The following is a 21144-nucleotide window of genomic DNA, read 5'->3' on the forward strand; positions in this document are numbered from 1 at the left end:
GTGCCGGACGCGCAACGGTCAAGCCAGGGCCGTCGGACCGCAACCCCAGAGGGCATTCAGACTCCACCAGCCGCATCCCTCATCATCCGCCGAAGCGCGTCGGGGGTACGCCAGCGCTCGCCGTTGCGAGGTCGGTGGCACATGCGGTGACAGTTGGAACACAGGCAAGCCAAGTCACCGAGCTTCGTCTCGCGCTTGCCGACGACGTGCAACGGCGTTACGTGGTGGACCTCGATGTACGCGCCGCCGAGCGGCCCATAACTCCTACCGAAGTTGAAACCGCAAACCTCGCAGTCGAGCGAACCACGGCTGCGGAGAACCTGTTCAATCTTCTTCCTACGAAGTTTCGGGTCCCTCTCCCGCTGCCGTACAAGGCGGGCCAGCAGAACACCTTCCAGACCGGAGGCCTCTTCCTCCACCTCTTCCGGTTCGAACGGCAGACCCTCGAAGCGCCCCGAGAGCGCGTTCTCCTCAATGGTGCGTGCGAGTTCCAGCATCTCAGTCTCACGAGCGGTGAACTCGGTAACCATCAGCCGGGTCGCCTCGCCGCACCGGGTGGGCTTGCCTGCATAGGTCCGGTGATTTGAGGCGAAATCGCCTGTCTTACGACTGACGCTGCCGGGTGACCGAAACTTCGGATCGGCCAGCGCGTCCGGGTCGTGGATCGGGAGAGAGCGGAGCAGCACGGACAGGGCCACGACCTCATGGTCGGCCGTGCGCAATTCACGCCATCCGTTACGCACCACGAGGGCGCCAGCGAGTATCAACTCGTCATGCGTCCAGTCCGTCTTGGCCACAGCCCACCCCCGCTTGCACGACCGCACTTCGACTGATGAGCTGTCAATCATAGTTTCTGGATCTAGTATTCGCCCGTGGACGTACTTCTTCGCAAGGTGCTTGGGCTTCAGCGGTCGTGGTCGGCGAAGAACACACCGGAGATGGACGAGCGCGGCAAGCTGATCCGGCTGGATCTTCCGAGAGCCATCACGGCCGACCTGCCCTTTTTGGCCGACGCCATCGGTCTCCCGCTCGACAAATTGGGCGTGGAAGGCCGGGACGCAACGGGGGCCAAGAGCCAAATACCGTGGGTCCGCGTGTTCGGTCTGGAGCAGTCACCCAGCGTGCGGGAGGGCTGGTGCATCGTCTACCTCTTCAGCGCCACAGGTGAGCGGGCCTACCTGTCCCTGATGCAGAGCACCACGATGTGGATTCGCGAGGACAAGGTCTACAAGTCGCGGCCCCAGCATGACCTGAGGACTCGAGCCAACTGGGCCAGACCCGTTGTCAGCGATGCGATGGCCGATCGGACGGATCTGATCAGCGAGGTACACCTTGATTCCAGCTCCAAGGTAGGAAAGACCTACCCTCCGGGGAATCTGGTGGCCTTCGAGTACACCTGGGACGCCATCCCACCGGAGTCAGTCCTTCGGAACGACCTCCGGTTCATGGCAGGCCTGCTCGGCCGTCTCTACGCAGCCGAGGCCGAGATCACACCTCGTCCGGAGATGCCGGCGCCCGAGGTGGTGGAGGCTGAGGAAAGCGCGGCTCGCGCCGCTGGCCGTCGCATGAGCGGCACGGCCGCCCGTGGGCAGGGTTTCGGGCTGACCGGGCCCGAGCGGAAGCTGATCGAGCTGCACGCGGTGCACATGGCGACCGGGTACTTCGAGAAGCTCGGATGGTCGGTCGAGGACGTGGGCGCGGTGGAATCCTTCGACCTTCTTCTGCGTCGAGGCAACGAGGAATGCCGAGCAGAGGTGAAAGGGACAACCAGCCGCGGACATCACGTCGTGCTGACTCGCGCGGAGGTGGAGAAACAGCGGCGGTACTTCCCGCACAACGCATTGGCGGTAGTCCATTCGATCAAGCTGGATCGCAGGCACGGAAGGCTCTTGGCGTTCGGCGGGGTGGTCGAGTGCACCACCGGGTGGGAGGTGGAGGAAGCAGACCTCACACCGATTTCCTATGTGTACCGGACCCCGCGATGAAGCCATGGCTGGACGGGTCGATTCCTGGTCGGCTGCCCGCGATCAGCGATCCTTCGGTTCCCTCGCCAACATGACCGACTCTCGTACCACTCGAGCAACCTCACCCGACGGCTCGTGCTCCCAGAAGCGGAAAACGGTCCACCCTTCGCTTTGCAGGTACTTGGTCGTCTCCAGATCCCGCGCCCTGTTCGTCGCGATCTTCACTCGCCACCACTCCCCGTTGGACTTCGGCTGCGTGGCGTGCTGCGGGCAACCGTGCCAGAAGCACCCATCCATGAAGACAGCGATCTTGAGGCGGGTGAAGACTATGTCGATGGTTCGCCGCCGCATCCCCGGTACCGGCACATTGACCCGGTAACGCAGCCCCGCCGCATGAAGCAGTTGCCTTACCGCTACTTCCGGTGCCGTGTCACGACGGCCCTGCCGACTCATGCGGGCCGAGACGGCGGGAGTGGACGGAGCTGCACTACTCACACAACCATTCTGCCCGCAGTCGGGCTGAATGGTTGTGCCTCCCGGGTAGCCGTCAGCCCCGAACGATCACTGTCCGATCCACGAGACGTCGAACAGGTCGGGCGGGCGCCGCAACCCTCCGGCCATTCGGTTATCGCCCCCGCAAGGGGATCGGTTTGCGGTTGCGGACGCCGTCCAGGACGGATGTGTCGACGGTCGGCCGTTGGCGGGGGGTGGTGGCGCGGAGCTGGATGGTGCCGCGGTCGCTGAGGGCGTTGCGCCACTCGGCGGGCTTGGGGCGGGTGCCGCGCGGGCCGGTGGCCTGTTGGAAGAGGCTGCGGACGGCGTCCTCCTGGCGGTCGTTGAGGCAGCCGGGGACGAGCCGCAGGGTCGCGCCCGGGGTGACGTACGGATCCTGGGTGAGGATGCGGACGACGGCCAGCGCCGTCTTGTAGGCGTCGCTGTCCACGCACGCCTGGGACGGCGGGGTCAGCGGGTCGCCCCAGTCCGGGGTGTCGGCCTGGGCCTGGACGGCGGCGCCGCCGACGCGCCGGAAGCCGTCGCAGTCGAGGAAGTGGACCGACGGTTCCGGCGAGAGGGACCAGAGGATGTTGGCGTGGGATATGTCCCCGATGACCATGCCGGCGGCGTGGAACCAGTCGACGGCGTCGGCGCAGGCCGCCGCCAGTGCCCGGCGCTGCTCCGGTGAGGGCTGCGGCACGGTCCGGGTGCCGGCCTTCGGCGGGTGGAGGGCGTGCTGGAGCTCGAGCAGTTTGGTCCGTCCGCTCGGCGCCTGCCAGGTCAGCCGGTCGGGGGCGCGCCGCATCAGGAAGCCGACGGCCCGGCCGCCGTCGGTCACCCGGCACAGGGGCCAGGCGGCGACGGCGTCGAGGCGTGCGAGATCGGCCGCGGCGAGCGACTGCCGGAAGGCGGGCAGGACCGACAGGGCCGCCTGGTCGACGGTGTGGGGGTTCTTGTACTCCTTGAACAGGAGGTCGCCGGCGCCCTCGACCGGGTAGACGTCGCCCTGGCCGCCGCTGCCCATCCGGTCGCGTAGGACGAGCGACGTGCGGGGCACGTCCTGGCCGTCGTCGGCGCTCATCGGGTCGCCCCTTCCCAGACGCAGATCACCGTGCGGTCGTCGTCGTACGTCCTGGCACGCAGCTGGGCCTGCCAGAGGAAGTCGGAGAGCGCCGGAACCTCGCCCGAGCCCCAGTAGCCGGCGAGACGCTCGGCGACCTCGCGTTCCTGGTTGATCGGGTTGACGATGCCGTCGGTGCCGAGCACCAGGACGTCACCGGGGGCCGTGGTGACGATGTTGGTGACGGCGCTGCCGTAGGAGGCGGGCAGGGCGGCGGTGCGGGTGTCGACCATGGCCTCGTCGGCGCCCGTCCCGCTCCCGCCGTACCAGCGGCCGTCGCGGAGGATCAGCAGGCCGCCATCGCCGACGCCGATCAGCGCGCGCTGCCGCAGAGCCGGGTCGGACGGCACGAGGAGGACGTGCAGGGTGGTCGCGTAGTCCCGGTCGCTGTAGTCGGGGTCGGAACCCGCGCCCCAGGAGCGGCGGAGATCCTCCACCGAGGTGGCGATCACGCGGTTCGCCAGGCCGTTGAGCGTGGCGAGGTCCTCCTGCGCCAACGCCTGGTGCAGGTCGGCGGCGAACTGGTGCAGCCGGCCCGCCACCCTGCGGGTCGCGTCGTGGGCGGCGACGTGGGACCGCTTGGACGATCCGACGCCGTCGGCGACGGCGAGGACCAGCAGCTCCTTGCCGGGCGCGCCGATGCGGGTGATGGTCATCGCGTCCTGGCGGCAGCTGCCGTCCCAGCGGTGGGAGTCGCCGCGTACGGAGACGCCCCGGACCGCCAGCCCGTCGGTCAGCAGGCCGTCCAGCACGATCTCCGGCGTGAGCGCCGCGAAGGTGTCGCCGTCGTTCAGGGACGGCTTGGCCTTGGGGTAGGGCGGGTACGCCGGGGGGCGCTTGCCGACGTGCTCGGGCAGGCCCCGCACCTGCTCCGGGACGACCGCCGGCAGTTCCGGTTCGGGAGCGGCGGAGGGCGTGCCGGGGGGCGCGGCCGGGTCCGCCGCGTTCACCGGGTCCGCCGGGTTCACCGGGCCCGCCGGGTTCACCGAAGCTGCCTCTGGGGCCGCCGGGGCCCCGGCAGTCGCGGGGGACGCGGAGGACGCGGGAACCGCGGGCGGGGTCGCCGAAGGCGTCGGCAGGGCCCCGGCAGGTGCCGCCGGGTCTGCCCGGTCTGCCGGGTCCGGGGAAGCCGTCGCGGGGAACCCCGTCGCGTCGGTCGACACGGCTGCGGCTGCGGCTGCGGTCGGGACGGCCGGCACGGACGCAGGCGGCGCGGCCGTCGGAGCCGAAGCCACCGAAGGCGCCGCCATGGCCGCCGGGTCCGCCGAGGGCCCGGTCAGGGTGGCCGAGTCCGGGGCGGGCCCCGCCCCCTCCGGGTGGTGCGCCAGAGGGGTCGCCGGATACCCCGTCGGCCCGGTCGTCGCACCGGGAGCCGCACCCTGAGCCGCGCCTGGGAGCGCCCCCGGCGCCCCGAGGGCCCCGGGAGCCGCGGCCAGGGACGCCGGGGGCACGGCCTGGACCACGGGAATCACGGTCAGGGCCGCCGGAACCCGCGACTGCGGCGGCCGCGGCACCACGTCCCCGCCGACGGGCCCGGGCGGCGAGGCCGACGGGGCGGCCGCCTCCGGCATCGGCCCGGCGGCCAGGGACCGCCGCGGATCCGGTGGCTCCGGTCGCAGCACCGCGGTGATGTCCGCGTAGTGCGTGGAGAGTTCGTCGGCCGCCTCCGGCCGGTCGGGGCGCTGGCGCTGGTACTGGTGCGGGTTCTGGCCCTGGCCCAGCTCGTGGCCCTGGCCCAGGTCGTGGCCCTGGCTCTGGCTCTGGTGGTCCACCGGGCCGCTCACATCTTGTCCAGGGAAAGGCTGGTGAAGCCCGGCACGTGGTCGTCGACCTGGAGGTCGAAGCCCTCCCCGCCGTTGGCGGAGATGCTGGTCGTCGAGTTCACGATCGAGCGGGTCAGGCTGGAGGCGAACTCCCGCAGCGCCGCGGCGGGCGAGATGTTGTCGCTCTCCTGGATGAACGCCTTGAAGTTGGCGACCTCGGTGATGGTGGCGACGTCCGCGGTGCTGATGCCGAAGGCGATGATCTTCGGGGCGTAGCGGGACTCGTTGAGCTCCTTCAGCGCGCCCCGCCAGTCCGCGTCCGTGTCGGTCGGACCGCCGTCGGACATGAAGAAGACGACGGGCCGGAAGACGGAGTGGCCCTCGGCCTTCAGCTGGTCGACATCCGTCTGGATGGTGGACTTGAGCAGCCGGAACGCCGCGGCGAAGGAGGTCACGCCGCCCGCCGACAGCGACGGCAGGGAGTCGATCTCGCTGAGGTCGACCAGCGGCTGGAGCAGGGTCGCGTCCGTGGAGAAGCCGATCATGGCGAAGCGCGCCTTGTCGGCGACGGCCGGGTTGGAGCTGATCTCGTCGTGGAGATCGGGCAGGGCGCCGTTGATGGCGTCGACTCCGCCGGCGGCCATGGAGCCGGACTCGTCGCAGACAAGGTAGAAGGGAAGAAGCTGCATTGCGTTCTCCTGGATCGTTCGGATGTGGGAGACGTGGGTGACGACGGTGACGACGGCGCCCGGCCGTCAGCGTGTGTAGAAGTAGATTTCGAGCGCGGCACTGCCGGAGCTGCGGCTGCCCTGCCAGAAGGAGCGCTTGACGGCCTCGCCGAACATGTCCGGACGGGCCTTCTCCAGCGCCTTGTTGATCTCGTCGGCGTAGGCCTGACCCTGTCCGGTGTCCGGGGCCTCGCCGAAGGTGAGGATCAGGGCGGCCTCACGGCCGTCGTGGCGCTCGGTGGCCTCGCGCAGCCGCGCGACCATGGCGGACCGGTCGCCCGCCGCCGCCACGACGCGGATCTTCACCGGCTTGAGCTCGAGCGAACGGGGCCCGGTGGGCGTCGGGGAGGGCGAGGGGGAGGCGGAGGCCTGCCCGGACGCCGACGGCTTCGGCCTGGCCGCCGTCTCCGCCGCGAGCGGATCGGCCCGGTCGCCCATGGAGACCAGGGCCAGGACGAGCAGCATGTCGGCGAAGAGCCATCCGGCGAGGTGCAGCGGGTTGAACCGGCGCCCCCTGCGGGCGGCCTTGGACGACGCCGTCACGACGCCTTGTCCAGGCTCACCGGCTGCCGCTGGGCGTAGGAGGGCTCGGACGACGGGTGCGGCCGAGCCTCCGACCGCTGCTGCGGGGGTGACGGGACCGGCGAACTGCCCGCGGGCGTCGGCGAGGCCGAGGAGGCGGGCGACGACGTGGGCGCGGACGACGCGGGCGAGGGGGGCGGTGCCTGCGATGCCTGCGATGCCTGCGACGCGGACGACGCGGCCCGGTCGAGGACCTCCTGGGCCCGCGCCAGCATCTCCCGCGCGTGCGCCTCGGCCTGCCTGAGCACCTCCTGTGCCCGCGCCTCGGCCTCGGCGAGTGTCTCCCGGGCCTGCGCCTGCGCCTCCTCGGTGCGGCGGCGGGCCCTCTCGGCGGCCGCCGTGGCGGCCTCGCCACCCTTCGCGGCACGGTCCAGGGCGTCGACCACGGTGGTGAAGCGCTGCGCGGCCTGGTCGAGGGAGCGGGTGCGGTCGGCGATGCCGGAGACGGCCTGCCGGGAGTCCCCGGCCGCCTGTTCCGTGCGGGCGGCGACCGCCTTGAGGCCGTCGATCAGCTGGCTGTGCAGGTCGCCGACGACCTCCACGCTGGTGGTGAAGCCGCGCTGGGTGGCGGCCAGCAGCGTGAGGGAGTCCTCGACCCGCTGGGCCGCGTCGGTGAGTGCGGTGCGCACGTCGTCGCCGTTGCCGGAGACCGTGGCCTCCAGCCTGTCCACGGTGCCGGTGAGGACGTCCCGCAGGTCGCCGGAGGCGGCGCGGACGTTGTCGCGCAGTTCCTCGCCGGCCGTGACCAGGCTGTCGCGGCTGCGGTCGAGTGCCTCGCGGTGGCCGTCGACCGCGCCCTTCAGCTCGTCGCCGAGCCGGGACAGCGGCTGGTCCAGCTCGCGCACCGCCGTGCGGATCATCGTGCCGCTGTCGCGGACGGTGTCGGCCATCCGCGTGACGGCGTCCTCCAGCGGACGGATCTTCTCGTCGGCGCGGGCGAGGCGTTCCTCCGCCTTCTCCAGGGACTCGCGGACCGCCGCGGCGGCCTCGGTGAGCTGCTGCTGGGTCGTCAGCGCCTTGGAGTGCATCCGCTGGATCTTGCCGCCGGCCTTGTTGAGCTCCTCCGCGAACCGCACGGGCGAGGCGAAGCGGTGCGCGTTGAGGATCAGCTGGGCCTCGGTCAGCACGGGCACGAGACGGGCCAGCGCGGCCCGGGTGTCCTGCTCCGCCTTCTCCTCGGCGCGGTCGGCGGCGGCGCGCCGGTTGCCGTGGAGCAGCGTCAGCGTCAGCAGGGCCAGGAGGGCCACGCAGCCGAAGACGGCCACATGGCCGAACTCGAACCAGCTGTGGAGGTGCCCCTCGAAGCCGGTCTGCCAGAGCTGCAGGAAGGGGCGCGCGGCCGCCTTCGGGCTCTGGGCGGTGAGATCACCGTAGGCGCTCGTCGCCATGGCGAGGCCGGTCCAGGTGAAGAGGAGCGGGAGGAAGACCAGCGCGCCGAGGAACCAGTCCAGTCCGTCGACGGTCTTCGACAGCCACCTGGCGCGGCGGCCCTCCACCGGGGCCACGTCACGCGCCACGCTCTCGGGGCGGGCGAAGTTGGCCATCAGGTCGAGGTCGGCCCAGGGGTCGAGCGCGGATTCGTCGTGCGAGGCCATCGCCCGTGCGAGGGCGCGGAGTTCCTCGCGTCGCGGGGCCAGCGCCGGGTCCTGGGCCCGGTCCTCGAGGTGGTGCGAGGCCACCAGCTTTTCGTGCAAAACCCCCACAGGGCCCCCTGCCTTGCCTCCGGCTCCGACGCCGGCAGTCGTGACGGATCGAAGTTCGGGCGACGTCGGCGCGACTGGTCGGTTCGCGCATGTCCCCCCATGCCGCATGAACCTCGATCGGACGGATCTTCACGTCCTCCACATGAGACATGCGAGAGTAATACAGGGTTGTATGAGATACGCGAGAAGCCGCAACTCGGTTGCTCGGGCTTGCTGCTGAGGGGGCGTGAGGATCATGAGCGGTGACGGACGGCGGCGCGGAGTCATCCAGCTGAAGCCGACGGGGGACAGGCCGCGGGGCGTCGTTCCGCCGGCCGAGCCGGAGCGCGCGCCGGAGCGGTCCGGGCGGGCGCCCGAGCTGTCCGGGCGGGCGCCGGCGGGCCCTGGGCGCACGGTCGAGCTGACCTCGCGGTCACCGCACGCCAGGATCGCCGGGCGGGGACGACTCCAGGTCAACCTCAACTGGTCGGCGTCCGCGTCGGCGGACCTGGACCTCGGATGCCTGGTACGCACCCGGGACGGCCAGGGGGAGGCCGTCCAGCCGCTGGGCGCCAACTTCGGCTCGTACCAGCGCCGGCCGTACGTGGAGCTCGACCAGGACGACCGCACGGGCGGGGAGTCCGACGGTGAGACGCTGCGGGTCAACCTCGAGCACTGGCGGGAGTTCGAGCAGCTCGTCGTCTACGTGTACGTCTACGAGGGCGCGGTGGACTTCCGCACCCTGGGCGGGGTGGTCACCGTGACCGCGCCGAGCGGCACCTGGCGCATCCACCTCGACGACTCCCCCGCCGGTGCGACGGCATGCGCCATCGCCCGCCTCGTGCCCGGGACGGACGGCCTCGACCTGACGCGTGAGGTCCGATGGTTCAGCCCGCTGTCCGGTGCCTCCAACCAGCAGCAGATCGACCGGGCGTACGGGTTCGGTCTCGAGTGGGTGTGGGCGACGAAGTAGCCGGCGAGGTGGCGTCAGGGCACGCGGAGTTGCTCGACTGGCTGGAGGAGAACTTCAGCCTGCGGCCACCGGAGGGCCCGCACGCGCTCCGGGCCGGGCCGGGCCGGGCGGAAGGGGCTCGACGACCGGTTCCGGGCATGGGCGGGCCGGTTCCTCGAGCTTCCCGAGGGGTGACGAGCGTCAGGTTCCCTCCCAGGCGCGCGCAAGGCGGGTTCACACGATCAGGTGAGCCAGGGGCATATGCCGGTGGCGACGGCGGGGCAGAGCCTACGTTGCGGTCATGGTGAGTTCCCCACACGAGGCGATGCACCGGATCTTCGCCCAGGATCCCGGGCTGTTCGCCCGGGCGATGCGGCCCCACGGCCTGGACATCGCCGAGCCCGTCTCCTGCACGCAGCTGCCCACGGACGCGACCACGGTCGAGCCGCTGGAGCGGCGCATCGACACCGTCCTCCGTCTGACCGACCCCGACGGCAGCGACTACCTGCTGGTCGTGGAGGCCCAGGGCAAGGAGGACGCCGACAAGCACTTCAGCTGGCCCTACTACCTCGGCTACCTCTACGCCAAGTACCGCGTGCCGCCGGTTCTCCTCGTCGTCTGCAACAAGGCGTCCACCGCCGCATGGGCCCGCGAACCGGTGCGCATCGGGATCGGGAAGCGGCCCACGCTGACGCTGGAACCGATGGTCCTCGGCCCGCACAACACCGCGGTCGTCACCAGCCCGGAGCAGGCAGCACAGGACATCGCGATCACCGTGCTCTCGGCGATTCTCCACCGCGACGACGAGGCCTGCCCCGCCATACTGAAAGCCCTCTCCCAGGCCCTCCACGACCTGGAGGGCGTCGACGCAGAACAGGCCCGCTGCTACACCGAACTGACCGCTCAAGGCCTCGGCAACGGCTGGGCCGGCGACATCTGGAGGAACCTCGTGGCCCACGACCTCTCATTCTTCACCTCCCCCCTCTCCGAGGAGATCCGCGACGAGGGCCGAGCCCGGGGCAAGGCGGAAGGCAAGGCGGAAGGCAAGGCGGAGCTGATCCTCCAGTTGCTCGAGCACCGGGGCCTGCAGATCTCCCCCGACGACCGCAGCCGCGTCACCGGCTGCACCGACCTCGACACCCTCGACACCTGGTTCACCCGCGCCATCACCGCCGCCACGACCCACCACGTCTTCACGGACGAGGCCCCGGACCAGAACCAGGACGAGAACCAACGGAACCGGTAACCCCCGGCCGACGAACCGCGTTGGAGGTGTTGTGCCACATCCTTCCGCCAGCACCAGCAGGACGACGACAGCCCCGTCCGACAAGACCCAGCCCCGTCCCTTCCTCCTGACCGCCCGGCAGGGCGAAGCGGCGCGCACCCTGCTGAGCTACGTGACCTCGCTGCCACTGCCCGGACCCGCCGCACAGCTCCTGGCCGTCGTGGCAGCCATCAGGGCCGCACGCGGTGGGGTCGGCCATGTCACCGGGGCCGACCTGGCCGCGCTGCGCCTGGGCGACGCCCGGGCGGCCGTCGACGCCCTTCGCGGCGTCGGCTGGCAGGTGGACGAGGCGGTCTTCGACGGCGACCCCGCAGCGCCGGCGGGTACCGTCGTCGTTCCCGAACTGACCGCCAGGACGGCGGAACACCCGCTGCCGTTCGGGAAGGACATGCGTTCGCGGGTGTCCGGGTGGGTGTCGCGGACACTGTCCGCCAAGCCGGTCAGGAAACTGCCGCCCGCCGGGCGGCTGGCCGGCCTGTTCCTCGCCGCCCACGGCGCCCCCGAACTCCCCGGGGAGCTCCCGCCCCACCTTCCCGAGGCGTGCCGGCCCCTCCTGCCCGAGCTGCTGGAGAGAGGCTTCCTCGCCGAACTCTCCGGTGACCGGTACCGGCTGTCCCCGCAGGTACGTCACCTGAACGGACTGCGTCCGTACGAGGAGGAGCAGCAGAAGGCGGACCCCACGAAGGCCCGGGCCTTCGTGTTCACCGAAGAGGCCTGGGCGGCGTGGAAGGACGCGGGCACTCCCGCCCTGCGCCGGCACGTGGAGAGCGTCGAGGGCTGCCCCCTGTGCGCTCTTCCGCGGGATCGGGTCGCGGAGGCGTTCATGGTCCCCGCGGAGCCCGTGGTGTTCCGCCCGAGCACCGAGAGCGCCTACGGCCGGTGGAAGGAGGCGCACCCGGACCGGGGCCCGCGGTCCGCCGAGTTCACCGTCGCCTTCCGGGCGGAGCACGGGCACGGGCCGTCGTTCAGACAACTGTTCGCGGAGCTGGGCTGGGACGTGCCCAAGCGCCCCCAGCTACGCGCCTTCGCCGTGGGGCGCCTGACGTCGAACGGGTGGCTGACCACCACCGGGCAGGTGCCCTGGACCCTCCGCCCGGGGCCGGCGGCACAGGAACAGGGCATCACCCTGCCCCGGGCCCGGACCTCGACGGCCGGTGCCGCCCGCGCGCCGCGGTGACGTCGTGGATGACGCCGCCCGTACGCCCGTCGGCGTGCGGGTAGCACCTGACCGCTGCCGGGCGGGCGCGCCCGACTCCGCCGGCGGGCGTACGGGCGCGCCCGACTCCGCCGGATGGATCTTCACCTCCCGTCCAGAAGGCATGCGCATACCGCACATAGTTGTATGGGGCATGTGAGGTCTGGGAATTCGCTGTTCCGCCCCTCACGCCACTCGACGTAGCTTTGGGAGCGCTCCCAACCGTTCTTCGTCAACTGGAATTGGAGTCCCCCCACATGAGTAGGTCCCACTTACCCTCCGGGCGTTCCCGGTCGGCCCTCCGCCGTCCCCTCCAGGCAGTCGTCCTGCTGCTCGCCGTGATCGCCGGCGCGCTGACCTGGACGGGCACCGCTCAGGCTCACGGCTCCGTCGTCGGTCCCGCCTCCCGCTCGTACCACTGCTGGGAGGAGTGGGGTGACGACCACATGAACCCGGCCATGGCCCAGGAAGACCCCATGTGCTGGCAGGCCTGGCAGGCCAACTCCAACACCATGTGGAACTGGATGAGCATGCTCCAGGACGGTCTGGGCGGCCAGTTCGAGTCGCGGATTCCCGACGGGAAGCTCTGCAGCAACAACCTCGCGAACTTCGAGAGCCTCAACAAGCCCGGTGCGTGGAAGACGACCACCGTCGGCGACAACTTCTCCGTCCACCTGCACGACCAGGCGTCCCACGGTGCGGACTACTTCAAGGTCTACGTGAGCAAGCAGGGCTTCGACCCCAAGACCCAGAGCCTGGGCTGGGACGACCTCGACTTCATCACGCAGACCGGCCGCTTCGCCCCGGCGCAGGACATCACGTTCCCCGTCCAGACCTCCGGCTACAGCGGACACCACATCGTCTTCACGATCTGGCAGGCCTCGCACCTCGACCAGGCCTACCTGATGTGCAGCGACGTGGACTTCGGCTGAGCTGACGCGGAGGCGGGCACGCCGTCCGCCGTCGGGCACCGGTGATCCGTCACCGGGCCGGCCGCGCCGCGCTCCGTCGGAGCGGACGCCCTCGCGGGGGCGACCGTTCCGGCGGAGCGCGGTGGTGCTTCGGCGCCGGGGCCGCAGCCGCCGTCTGCGGGAAGAATCAAGGACGCGACGCCTCCGCCCGGCCGCCTTCGGGCCCTAAGCTCTGGCTGCACCGAACAGCCAGGAAAACCAGCACGGTTGGCACCTCCCGTCCACTTCGACCGGAAGGACGTTCCGATGCACGGACGACACACCCGCGGCGCCCTCATACTCTCCCTCGCCACGGCCGCCGCCTCCTCCTTAGCCCTGGTCGGCCTCACCGCGGGGCCGGCCCAGGCGCTGCCCAAGGCCTGTGAGACCTCCCTCGGCCGGATCTCCAACGGGGTGACCGTGAGCTGCGAGGGCGGCACCGGGTACTTCAAGGTGTGGGCACGCTGCGACAACCTCGACCCGAAGCTGCCCGGCAGGACCGTCCTCGGCGAGTGGGTCAAGACGGATTCGCGCGACACCGTGTACTGCCCGGCGGGCTCCCTCGTCTCGGACGGCGGCTACTACGTCACAGAGATCCCCATCGGGACCACTTCCTGATCCTCCGGGCCTCAGGCCCGAAGGGGGCACTCCGACGGCGGCGTCCGCCCGCTTCCTCGCTCGCTCGCTGCGGGGCGCCGTCGTCGGGCGCCGTCGTCGGGCGCCGTCGTCGGGCGCCGTCAGGCGACGGTGAAGCGGGCCGTCTTCGCGGAGAAGGCGGTGGCGCCGTCCTCGGCGGTGGCGAGGGTGGCGATGTGCCAGGGGCCGGACGGGGAGTCGGCGGCCTCCTCCGGGGTGACCGGCACCTTGTACGTGCAGCGGGCGGTGTCGTCGCCGGCCGGGGCGCAGGTGGCGGACTCGACCTCCGTCATCTCCTTCTCGGTCGGCGCCGACTCGGCGAAGGCGCCCGCCTCCGGCCAGGCCAGCACCTTGAGGCTCTGCACGCCGGAGGACGCGGTGACCTCGGTGGTGAGGACGAGCGAACCGTCACGGTCCGCGGTGGGGGCCGTGTAGCGGACGGTGGTGTTCCGGAGCGCGGGTGACCGGTCCCCGGTGTGGGTGACGGCGAAGGCGCCCGCGCCGCCGAGGACGAGCGCCGCGACGGCCATGGACAAGGCGACGGTGCGACGGGACATGACGTGACTCCCTTGTGCGGTGGCGCGACGGTGGTGGCCGGCGCCCTGGTGCCGCGCCGTTGCACCGATCCTCGCCGCCGGGGAGAGGGCCCCGCCTGAGCACCCGTACTCAAGCCGACCTGGGTGCCCGCGCGGGCCTGCGGAGGGAACGGGGACAGCTCCGGGGACTCCGCCGAAGGCTGCTGACGAGGCGTCGACCCGTGGGCGCGACCGACCTAGGATCGCCCGCATGACGCTGCAACTCGTCCAGGTGAACATGAAGGCGCAGGACCCCGCCAAGGTCGGGCAGTTCTGGGCGGAAGCGCTCGGCTGGGCGGTTTCCGTCGAGGAGCCCGGCGTGCTCAACCTCGAGCCCGTCGGTTTCGACTGGCCGGACCCCACCGCCGTGTGCATCGACATCGTCACGAATCCCGAACCCAAGACGGTCAAGAACCGGGTGCACCTCGACCTCCCCAGCACCTCCGAGGCCCACCGGAAGGAACTGGTGGCGCGCCTGCGGGAGCTGGGCGCCACGCCCGCGGACGTGGGCCAGGGCGACGACGTGCCGTGGACGGTCCTGGCGGACCCGGAGGGCAACGAGTTCTGCGTGCTGGAGCCCCGGGAGATCTACCGGGACACCGGGCCGATCGCCGCCGTGGTGGTCGACTGCGCGGATCCGCGGGCCATGGCCCGGTTCTGGGGCGAGGCCATCGGGTGGAACGTGCGGGAGGTGGCCGACGACCACGCGTCGCTGCGCTCTGCCGAGAGGGTCGGCCCGTACCTCGAGTTCGTCCGCACGCCGGACGCGAAGACCGTGTGGAACCGTGTCCACCTGGACCTGCTGCCGAGGCCCGCGGAGGAACGCCCGGCGGAGCTGACCCGGCTGAAGGCACTGGGCGCGACCGAGGTCGACCTCGGTGACGCCGGCGTTCCGTGGGTCGTCCGCGCCGATCCGGAGGGCAACGAGTTCTGCGTCCTCGGCCGCCCCACCTGACCACCCCGGCGAGGACTGTTCCGCCCGCTCCCCCGGTGCGGGCGCTCAGTCCTCGCCGTCGGCCGCCGACGTCGGCAGCTCTCCGCCACGTTCGTCGGAGGGCCGACGGCGCACCAGGGTGATCTCCGCCGGCCTGTCCTTGTCCCTGCTCAGGACGCCGAGCACCACTGGCTCGAAGCCGAGCTTCAGCGTGGCGTTCTGGAGGGTCTCGCGCAGGTAGGGGTGCGCGGTGAAGTAGCTGTTGTGCTCGACATACGCGCCGACCGCCTCCTGGGAGGGGGCGGGTCCGTCGTCCAGCTCGTAGTCGATCACCAGCACGACCTCGACCTCGGCCAGCGGCTGCTCGTCGCCGCCGCGCAGCGTCACTGTCTGCGTGAAGCGGGCAGCCAGGCGCGGCGGCTCGAGCCGGACCTCGTACGGGCTGACGCGCACCTGGATGCGGTCGACCGCCACCGGCGGATCCTCGAACGCCTCCGCCTTCAGCCGCTGTACCCGGACATCACTGAGGTGGAGACGTTCGTGCAACTCCCGGACCTGCGCCGCCAACGCGTCCGACGCTTCGACGGACGGGTCCGCGGCAGGGTGCGTGGTGGTCATGACCCGTTGCCCGACAGCGCGAAGCGGCGCCCCAGTGGAGTCGCTGTCGCTTCCCGGAGCGTCTCGTCGACCACTGCCGGCGTGCGATCGGCGCACTGCACGCGCTGCCACGGCGAGGGGTCGCACAGCAGGGCATTCACCCGCATGACCTGCTGCGGGGTGAGGTAGGCCGTGTCAGGCTCCACGTCGAGGCAGTACTGCGCCTTGAGCCATACCAGCACTTCCGGCCACGACCAGATTTTCGTCGCGGACCGCCCCTGGCCCCCCACCTGGGCGCGTGGCCGCGGGAACGGCACGCCGGATGAGCGGCGCTTGCCGGCGGCCCACAGGCGGATCGCCTCATGGCTCAGCCCCGTACGCTCGGCGATGTCGGCCAGCGAGACGAACTGCTCGTCGACACGCTCGATGACGGCCTGGGGAAGCGCGCGTCGGATGCTGGTCGCCCCCGCGGCGGCGTCCGTCACCGGGTCCGCGCCGGTCGTGTAGACGGTGGCCACGGTCTCGCCGGCCGCCTCGTGCCATCCGAGGTCGGACAACCGCAGTGCGATCTGCTCGGCGGTCGCGTCGTCATCGATGTCGACGTTACGGACGATCAGAGGAATGTGCGTTTCCACGGAGTACCCCCTCGCTCCTGGCTACACGATACCCAGATGTTGGGGTTCTCCAACACGTTAACGGGCAGACGACCCACTCGCACTCCGGCTTTGGGCCATCCGGACGGAGAGATCGTCCGCACTCTGCCTGACCTGGAGCAGTCTGCCCCTGAGGGCGTCCTGATCCTGACCGCCCGGCATGTCGTCGATCAAGCGCTCCGCCTCCTCCGCACGCGCCCCGGCGTCGGCGATCAGGACCTTGATCTGGGGCTCGGAAGGAGGGCAGTCGAGCGTGCTGCCGTCGGGAAGGACGGCGAAGGCCTGCGCCAGCAGCCGGTCCCCGTCAGCTTCGCTGGCCTCCGCCTCGGAAAGGCGCCGTTCTGCCTCGGCACCGGCCGAGAGCGCGGCGTTCACCAGGTCGTCGAACTCGTCCTGCTTGTCCGCGGCCTCCAGGCAGTGGGCCGCGGCCTGAAGCAGCCGTTCGGCCTGGTCGAGGAGGGCGGCGGCTCGCGCCAGGGTCTGCGTGGCGCCCGCGGCGACGCCGTGACGGCACCGCTTGATCAGGAGGCGCTTGTTGCGCGCCGCGCTCTCACCGGCGGCACCGGTGCTGAAGATCGGGATCTTGCACGGTTCGTCGAGGCTCGGATCACAGACCAGGTGGCCCCAGGTGTGTCCGTCAAGGCGTTTGAGGCGCCAGCCGGCGGACCGTGCCTCCTGGATCGTCTCCCGCCACCAAGGCTTCGAGTGCTTCGGCCACTGCTCGTGCGGCTGGTACCAGCGGCTCACGCGTTCCCCTCCGTCCCCGTCTTCACGGACCGCTGATTGTCCGTCAGCCGCCCCTGGACAGTCTCCCATCGATGGGCAAAGCGGGGGAAATGCGGTGAGGTACGGAGTGATGCGCCGGCCCGCCCACTCGGGGGCGAGCCCCTCGCCTCCTGGCCGCGGTGCGGTGGGGAGGGGAGGGGCTCGCCGGCGGGCGGGTGGGCGCGGGGTCAGCGGCTGCCGAGGAGGGTGCGCCAGGTGTTCGGGCCGATGACGCCGTCCACGGCGAGGCTGTGCTTGGACTGGAAGGCGGTCGTCGCGGACTTGGTCTTCGTGCCGAAGGACCCGTCGACGGCGAGGCCGTAGTTGTAGACGTTGAGCTGCGTCTGGGCCGCCTTGACCGCCGAGCCGGTGGAGCCGGACTTGACGGTCTTGATCAGCTTGCCCCAGGTGTTCGGCCCGATGACGCCGTCGGCGGCCAGGGAGCGGGACTTCTGGAACGCGATCACGGCGGACCTGGTCTTCGGGCCGAAGCTGCCGTCGGCGTCGACCTTGTACCCCTGGGCGGTCAGCAGGTGCTGGGCGGAGCGCACGTCCGCGCCCTGGGAGCCGCTCTTGAGGACGGGCCAGGCGACGCTCGGGGCCGGGGCCGGGGCCGATCCGCCGCCGCTGCCGTCACCGAACTTGACCGGGCGGAACGGGTCGTAGTTGTCACTGCCTATGCCGTACTTGAGCTGCCGGTGGGTGGTGCCGTAGGTGCCGCGCTGCTCGTACGCCCAGTAGGCGGTGTGCGAGGTGTTGGCCCACTTCTCGAAGATGACCACGTGGCGGAAGTCGCCGTCGGAGGTGCTGTAGTCGATCAGCAGGTCGCCCTTCTTGAGCTGGCTGACGCTGCTGAGCCGCTTGGTGACGCTGCTGGTGGTGGCCAGCCCCACGGTGTTCAGGCCGGGCTTGCCGAGCCCGAGCGCCATGGAGACGTAGCCGGAGCAGTCCTGGCGGTAGCCGTCCTTCCAGTTGCGTTCCATGCTGTACGGGACCGGCTTGCCGTTGTTGGCCGTGAGCCAGGTCTTGGCCCGGGCGATCATCTGGTCGCGGGTGATGGTGGCCGCGGCCATGGTCTGCACCGCGTCGGCCTGGGTGACGAGCGCGCTGTCCGCCTCCGGCTCCGGCCCGTAGGCGGCCTCCGCGGCGGCGACCGGCTTCGTGTCCGCGTCGGCGCCGACGAGCGACGGCCCGAAGGCGACCGCGGCGGCCGCGAGACCGCCTGCCGTGACTCCGACGAGCGCGACCTGGGCACGGCGCGTGAGCTTGGTGCGAAGAGACATGGTTACCCCGGGATCTCTCGTGTGCGGAGGCCGACTCGAGCCGTCGCAGCAGGAATGGGAGTGGTCGCCGTTCACCGGGGGCCGCGTGTGACCTCCGACGGCCATCACCATGGCAAGGTTCGGCGCACCCGCCCAGCGATGTGGGGAAGCCGCACGGGGCGGTGACGGGACCGGGGAAATGTGCGGGGTGTGTGACCGGACGTCACGGCCGGTTTCCGCACCGGGCGGGTGCGGGCACGGCCCCGGCTCCCGGCGTGCCCCACCGGCCCGGTGCGGGTCACAGGGCTGCGCCACCGGCCCGGTGCGGGTCACGGGTGTTCCTCGTCCGTGAGGGTGAGGTCCGGCTGGGCGGGAGAAGGGATCTGTGCCGCCCACCAGACCCTTCCGCCGGGGCCGGCGAGGTGGAGGAAGGCGCCGTTTGCGGGCGAAGGTCATGTTGAGGACGCCGGGTTCGGTCTCGATGCCGTCGGCGATGCCCGGGCCTGCTGCTGCACGGCCGGCCAGGGCCGGGGCCAGGACCGGGGCCAGGACCAGGACCAGGACCAGGAACGACCACGGGCTGATCAGGGGACCGGTCGACGAGAGGTCAGCGCCGCAGGAGCCGGCGGAGCCGGGCACGGATGCCGCCCGAGGGCGGCGGGGCGGGCCGCGCGGGCGCCTCGGGACCAGGCGCGGGGGCCTCGGGCCCGGGCGCGGGGGCCTCGGGCCCGGGGGCGGGCGTCCCGGTGAGGTTGCGGACGCGGGCGCGGGCCTCCTCGTGGCCCAGCTGGGCCGCCGTCACCACGGGCAGCGCCTCCAGCTCGCACCCGCCCCGGTGTCGGCCCTCCTGGAGACAGGCGGGGCAGACCGGTTCACCGGCGCCGACGGCCGGCGGCCGCGAGCCGCGGAGCTCCAGGACGCGTCGCAGCGCCGCCTGGTACCCGAGGAGGGCCGCGTCGCCGACGGGCAGGGCCGCCAGGTCGCAGCCGGGACCGTGGTCGCCGGAGTGGTGGCAGCCCGGGCACTGCGGCGCGGGCGGGGGCGCGCCCCAGGAGACGACGCCGTCGAGGAGCCACACGCGGTGGCGCGCCTCCTCGTACCCGAGGGCCGCCGCGACCTCGACCGACAGGGCCGCCAGCTCGCAGCCGGGGTGGTGCGTCACGTCGTGGTGGCAGGCAGGGCACTGCGCTCCGGGCGGCGGCGCCCCGGTGACCCGCGACCCGTCGTCCCGCGGCGTCCGGACGCGTCGGAGCGCCTCCTCGTGGCCGAGCAGGGCCGCTTCCGCCACGGGGAGGGAGGCCAGCTCGCAGTCGGGGTGGTGCGTCCGCGCGTGGTGGCAGGCAGGGCACGGGACGACCGGGGACGCCCCTCCGTAGGGGGCGGTCCGCCGTGTCACCCGGGGGGACGGTTCGTCGTCCCGCTCCGCCGGCACCGTCGGGTCGTCGGTCATGGGTTCCCTCGCAGAAGCCGGCGTCTGCCGAGCCCGCGGCGCAGGGGCTCGTACGTGCTCCACACGACCTCGCCCACGGCGGCGCACGCCGCGACCGCGGAGGCCACCCATCGGAAGGCCGCCCCGGAGGCCGTACCCGAGCCCGGGGGCGCGAGAACCAGCGCCACCCCCGTCCACAGCATCACCAGCCCGCCGCTGTACGCCACGTACGCGCGGCCGCGCCAGCGGTCCCACAGGTCGAAGTTGTGGTGCTGTTCCGCGCGGAGCAGGCGCCTGCGGTCGTCGTCCGCGAGTTCCTCCTCGGTCCACCAGGCGGTGAGGTCCGCGTACGAGTACAGGTGCCGCCGGGCGTGGAAGCCGAACTGCACGCAGGTGACGAACAGGAGCGCCGACACGGTCAGGCACAGCAGGGAGGGGCCGGGCCAGCGGAACTTGTCGCTGTCCGCGCCGACGACGCCGATCGCGGCGACCGAGAAGCCCGCGAGCAGCGGCGCGGCGACGTTGGTGACCGCGTCGACGGCCGCCCCGAAGCCGAGCGGCGACGGCTTCCGCCACGTCGGCCCCACCGGTCCGCCCCGGTTCATCCGCCCCACCCCCAACTTCCCCGCAGGGCAACGACCTTAGGGGCAGGGAGGGGCCCTCGGTCAACCGGTCCCCGGCCCGGCGGGCGGGCGTGGCGGACCTACGAGCGGCCCCGGAAGCAGACGAGGGTGTCGCCGCCGTCGGCGATCAGGGACCAGTACCGGCGGCGGTCGTTGGCCCCGGTCACGCAGTTGTCGGCGTCGGCGCCGGCCGGGGCCTTGTACGCGGCGTCGACGACGAGCACCTGGTTGTAGGGGACGGGCACCTGGGTGGCGTCGCAGTCCACGGCGCTGGTGTCGCCGATGGAGGTGATCGCGTCGCCCTCCTGCTGGGCGAGCACGCAGTAGTTCTTCACCCAGACCCGGTTGAGGCACAGGGTGGTGCTCTCGCCGGTGACGGACGACCGGTGGCTCCACGCCGTGCGGCCCACGCCGGTCGGACAGCTCGTGGACGTGGGGTGGGCGGCCGTCACGTGGAAGAGGTCGGCCCGCTCGGTGTGGCAGCTCACCGGGGAGGGCGGGACGTCGGCGCTCCACTCCTCGCCGTTCCTGTGCACCGGCAGGCAGCTGCCGCTGTCGACCGCCCGGAACGCCTCCTGGGCCGGGTCGGTCCGTTCCGCGGCGGGTGCCCGGGTGGCGTCCCCGGGGTCGCCACCGGAGCCGCCGACGGTGCCGCCGCTCGCGTCACCGCCACCACTGCCGCCGCCACTCGTGTCACCGCCACTCGTGTCGCCGCCGCCGCTGCTGCCGCCGCCGCTGGTGATCTCGATCCCGATCCCCGGGATCTCCAGGCCCCCGCCGCGGTCGTTCCCGCCGCCCCTCCTGCCGCAGCCCACCAGGAACAGGGTGGGGAGGAGCAGCCAGACCACCCAGCTCCAGCGTGCCGTTCGCTTGCCCCTCATCGGCCCTCCGTCTGCCCGCGACGCCATCGGTTGAGGTCGTGAGCATGGCAGAACTGGCTAGCGGTGTACGGCG

The 21144-nt window shown here is 71.8% G+C and carries 22 protein-coding genes; 7 read left to right on the forward strand and 15 right to left on the reverse strand.

All coding sequences use genetic code 11. From position 1 onward, the window contains the following. Positions 1-56 precede the first annotated feature (56 nt). Entirely contained in the window at positions 57-797 is a 741-nt protein-coding gene (locus GBN72_RS29760) for an HNH endonuclease (RefSeq protein WP_246212992.1), read from the reverse strand. 75 nt (positions 798-872) lie between these two features. Between GBN72_RS29760 and GBN72_RS29765 the strand changes: the two genes are divergently transcribed. Further along, positions 873-1985: an MrcB family domain-containing protein gene (locus GBN72_RS29765; RefSeq protein ID WP_151775056.1), complete on the forward strand. Its 1113-nt coding sequence runs from the start codon at positions 873-875 to the stop codon at positions 1983-1985. 42 nt (positions 1986-2027) lie between these two features. Here GBN72_RS29765 and GBN72_RS29770 read toward each other — a convergent pair whose 3' ends face one another. From GBN72_RS29770 to GBN72_RS29800, 6 genes are all read right to left on the reverse strand, one after another. After that, on the reverse strand, positions 2028-2417 hold the full coding sequence (locus tag GBN72_RS29770; protein ID WP_151775194.1) for a very short patch repair endonuclease: 390 nt from the start codon (positions 2415-2417) through the stop codon (positions 2028-2030). A 172-nt stretch (positions 2418-2589) separates the two neighbouring features. Beyond that, on the reverse strand, positions 2590-3540 hold the full coding sequence (locus GBN72_RS29775; RefSeq protein ID WP_151775057.1) for a hypothetical protein: 951 nt from the start codon (positions 3538-3540) through the stop codon (positions 2590-2592). Continuing rightward, positions 3537-4565, reverse strand: coding sequence for a protein phosphatase 2C domain-containing protein (locus GBN72_RS29780; RefSeq protein WP_151775058.1), 1029 nt, complete (start codon positions 4563-4565; stop codon positions 3537-3539). The genes GBN72_RS29775 and GBN72_RS29780 overlap by 4 nt, the downstream gene beginning before the upstream one ends. 794 nt (positions 4566-5359) lie before the next feature. Beyond that, the gene (locus tag GBN72_RS29790) at positions 5360-6031 is read right to left on the reverse strand and encodes a vWA domain-containing protein (protein WP_151775059.1); all 672 of its coding nucleotides are present in this window, start codon (positions 6029-6031) and stop codon (positions 5360-5362) included. 66 nt (positions 6032-6097) lie between these two features. Continuing rightward, the gene (locus GBN72_RS29795; protein WP_246212993.1) at positions 6098-6613 is read right to left on the reverse strand and encodes a hypothetical protein; all 516 of its coding nucleotides are present in this window, start codon (positions 6611-6613) and stop codon (positions 6098-6100) included. Continuing rightward, positions 6610-8355 (reverse strand): apolipoprotein A1/A4/E family protein, encoded by a 1746-nt coding sequence (locus GBN72_RS29800; RefSeq protein WP_174887226.1) that lies wholly within the window; start codon positions 8353-8355, stop codon positions 6610-6612. Before GBN72_RS29800 ends, GBN72_RS29795 begins: the two co-directional genes overlap by 4 nt. A gap of 235 nt (positions 8356-8590) precedes the next feature. Here GBN72_RS29800 and GBN72_RS29805 point away from each other — a divergent pair, with 235 nt between their 5' ends. The 5 genes from GBN72_RS29805 (at position 8591) to GBN72_RS29825 (ending at position 13334) form a co-directional block, all read left to right on the forward strand. After that, complete coding sequence (locus tag GBN72_RS29805; protein WP_246212994.1) at positions 8591-9307, forward strand: tellurium resistance protein; 717 nt, start codon at positions 8591-8593, stop codon at positions 9305-9307. Positions 9308-9587: 280 nt separating this feature from the next. Further along, positions 9588-10532 carry an RpnC/YadD family protein gene (locus tag GBN72_RS34355; protein WP_164540955.1) on the forward strand — a complete coding sequence of 315 codons (945 nt, stop codon included), beginning with the start codon at positions 9588-9590 and terminating at the stop codon, positions 10530-10532. A gap of 31 nt (positions 10533-10563) precedes the next feature. Next, the gene (locus tag GBN72_RS29815) at positions 10564-11748 is read left to right on the forward strand and encodes a hypothetical protein (protein WP_164540957.1); all 1185 of its coding nucleotides are present in this window, start codon (positions 10564-10566) and stop codon (positions 11746-11748) included. 275 nt (positions 11749-12023) lie between these two features. Then, positions 12024-12698, forward strand: a complete 675-nt coding sequence (locus tag GBN72_RS29820) for a lytic polysaccharide monooxygenase auxiliary activity family 9 protein (protein ID WP_501207499.1) — start codon at positions 12024-12026, stop codon at positions 12696-12698. 285 nt (positions 12699-12983) lie between these two features. Then, complete coding sequence (locus GBN72_RS29825; RefSeq protein ID WP_151775060.1) at positions 12984-13334, forward strand: hypothetical protein; 351 nt, start codon at positions 12984-12986, stop codon at positions 13332-13334. A gap of 119 nt (positions 13335-13453) precedes the next feature. Here the strand turns inward: GBN72_RS29825 and GBN72_RS29830 are convergent, their stop codons facing one another. Then, positions 13454-13909, reverse strand: a complete 456-nt coding sequence (locus tag GBN72_RS29830) for a DUF5707 domain-containing protein (RefSeq protein ID WP_151775061.1) — start codon at positions 13907-13909, stop codon at positions 13454-13456. Between the two features lie 229 nt (positions 13910-14138). Here GBN72_RS29830 and GBN72_RS29835 point away from each other — a divergent pair, with 229 nt between their 5' ends. Next, positions 14139-14882: a VOC family protein gene (locus tag GBN72_RS29835; protein WP_151775062.1), complete on the forward strand. Its 744-nt coding sequence runs from the start codon at positions 14139-14141 to the stop codon at positions 14880-14882. A gap of 45 nt (positions 14883-14927) precedes the next feature. Here GBN72_RS29835 and GBN72_RS29840 read toward each other — a convergent pair whose 3' ends face one another. The 7 genes from GBN72_RS29840 to GBN72_RS34685 all read right to left on the reverse strand — a co-directional run bounded on the left by GBN72_RS29840 (position 14928) and on the right by GBN72_RS34685 (position 21071). After that, on the reverse strand, positions 14928-15479 hold the full coding sequence (locus GBN72_RS29840) for a hypothetical protein (RefSeq protein WP_151775063.1): 552 nt from the start codon (positions 15477-15479) through the stop codon (positions 14928-14930). Beyond that, positions 15476-16093, reverse strand: a complete 618-nt coding sequence (locus GBN72_RS29845; RefSeq protein WP_151775064.1) for a hypothetical protein — start codon at positions 16091-16093, stop codon at positions 15476-15478. The genes GBN72_RS29840 and GBN72_RS29845 overlap by 4 nt, the downstream gene beginning before the upstream one ends. Before the next feature lie 57 nt (positions 16094-16150). Continuing rightward, positions 16151-16858 carry a hypothetical protein gene (locus GBN72_RS29850; RefSeq protein ID WP_151775065.1) on the reverse strand — a complete coding sequence of 236 codons (708 nt, stop codon included), beginning with the start codon at positions 16856-16858 and terminating at the stop codon, positions 16151-16153. A 206-nt stretch (positions 16859-17064) separates the two neighbouring features. Next, positions 17065-18159, reverse strand: a complete 1095-nt coding sequence (locus GBN72_RS29855; RefSeq protein WP_151775066.1) for a peptidoglycan-binding domain-containing protein — start codon at positions 18157-18159, stop codon at positions 17065-17067. A gap of 586 nt (positions 18160-18745) precedes the next feature. Next, complete coding sequence (locus tag GBN72_RS29860) at positions 18746-19588, reverse strand: hypothetical protein (protein WP_151775067.1); 843 nt, start codon at positions 19586-19588, stop codon at positions 18746-18748. Continuing rightward, entirely contained in the window at positions 19585-20172 is a 588-nt protein-coding gene (locus tag GBN72_RS29865; RefSeq protein ID WP_151775068.1) for a hypothetical protein, read from the reverse strand. Before GBN72_RS29865 ends, GBN72_RS29860 begins: the two co-directional genes overlap by 4 nt. A 98-nt stretch (positions 20173-20270) precedes the next feature. Further along, positions 20271-21071, reverse strand: a complete 801-nt coding sequence (locus tag GBN72_RS34685; protein ID WP_174887227.1) for a hypothetical protein — start codon at positions 21069-21071, stop codon at positions 20271-20273. Between the last annotated feature and the right edge of the window lie 73 nt (positions 21072-21144).

This window comes from Streptomyces abyssomicinicus (genome assembly GCF_008974245.1).
GTDB lineage: Bacteria > Actinomycetota > Actinomycetes > Streptomycetales > Streptomycetaceae > Streptomyces > Streptomyces abyssomicinicus.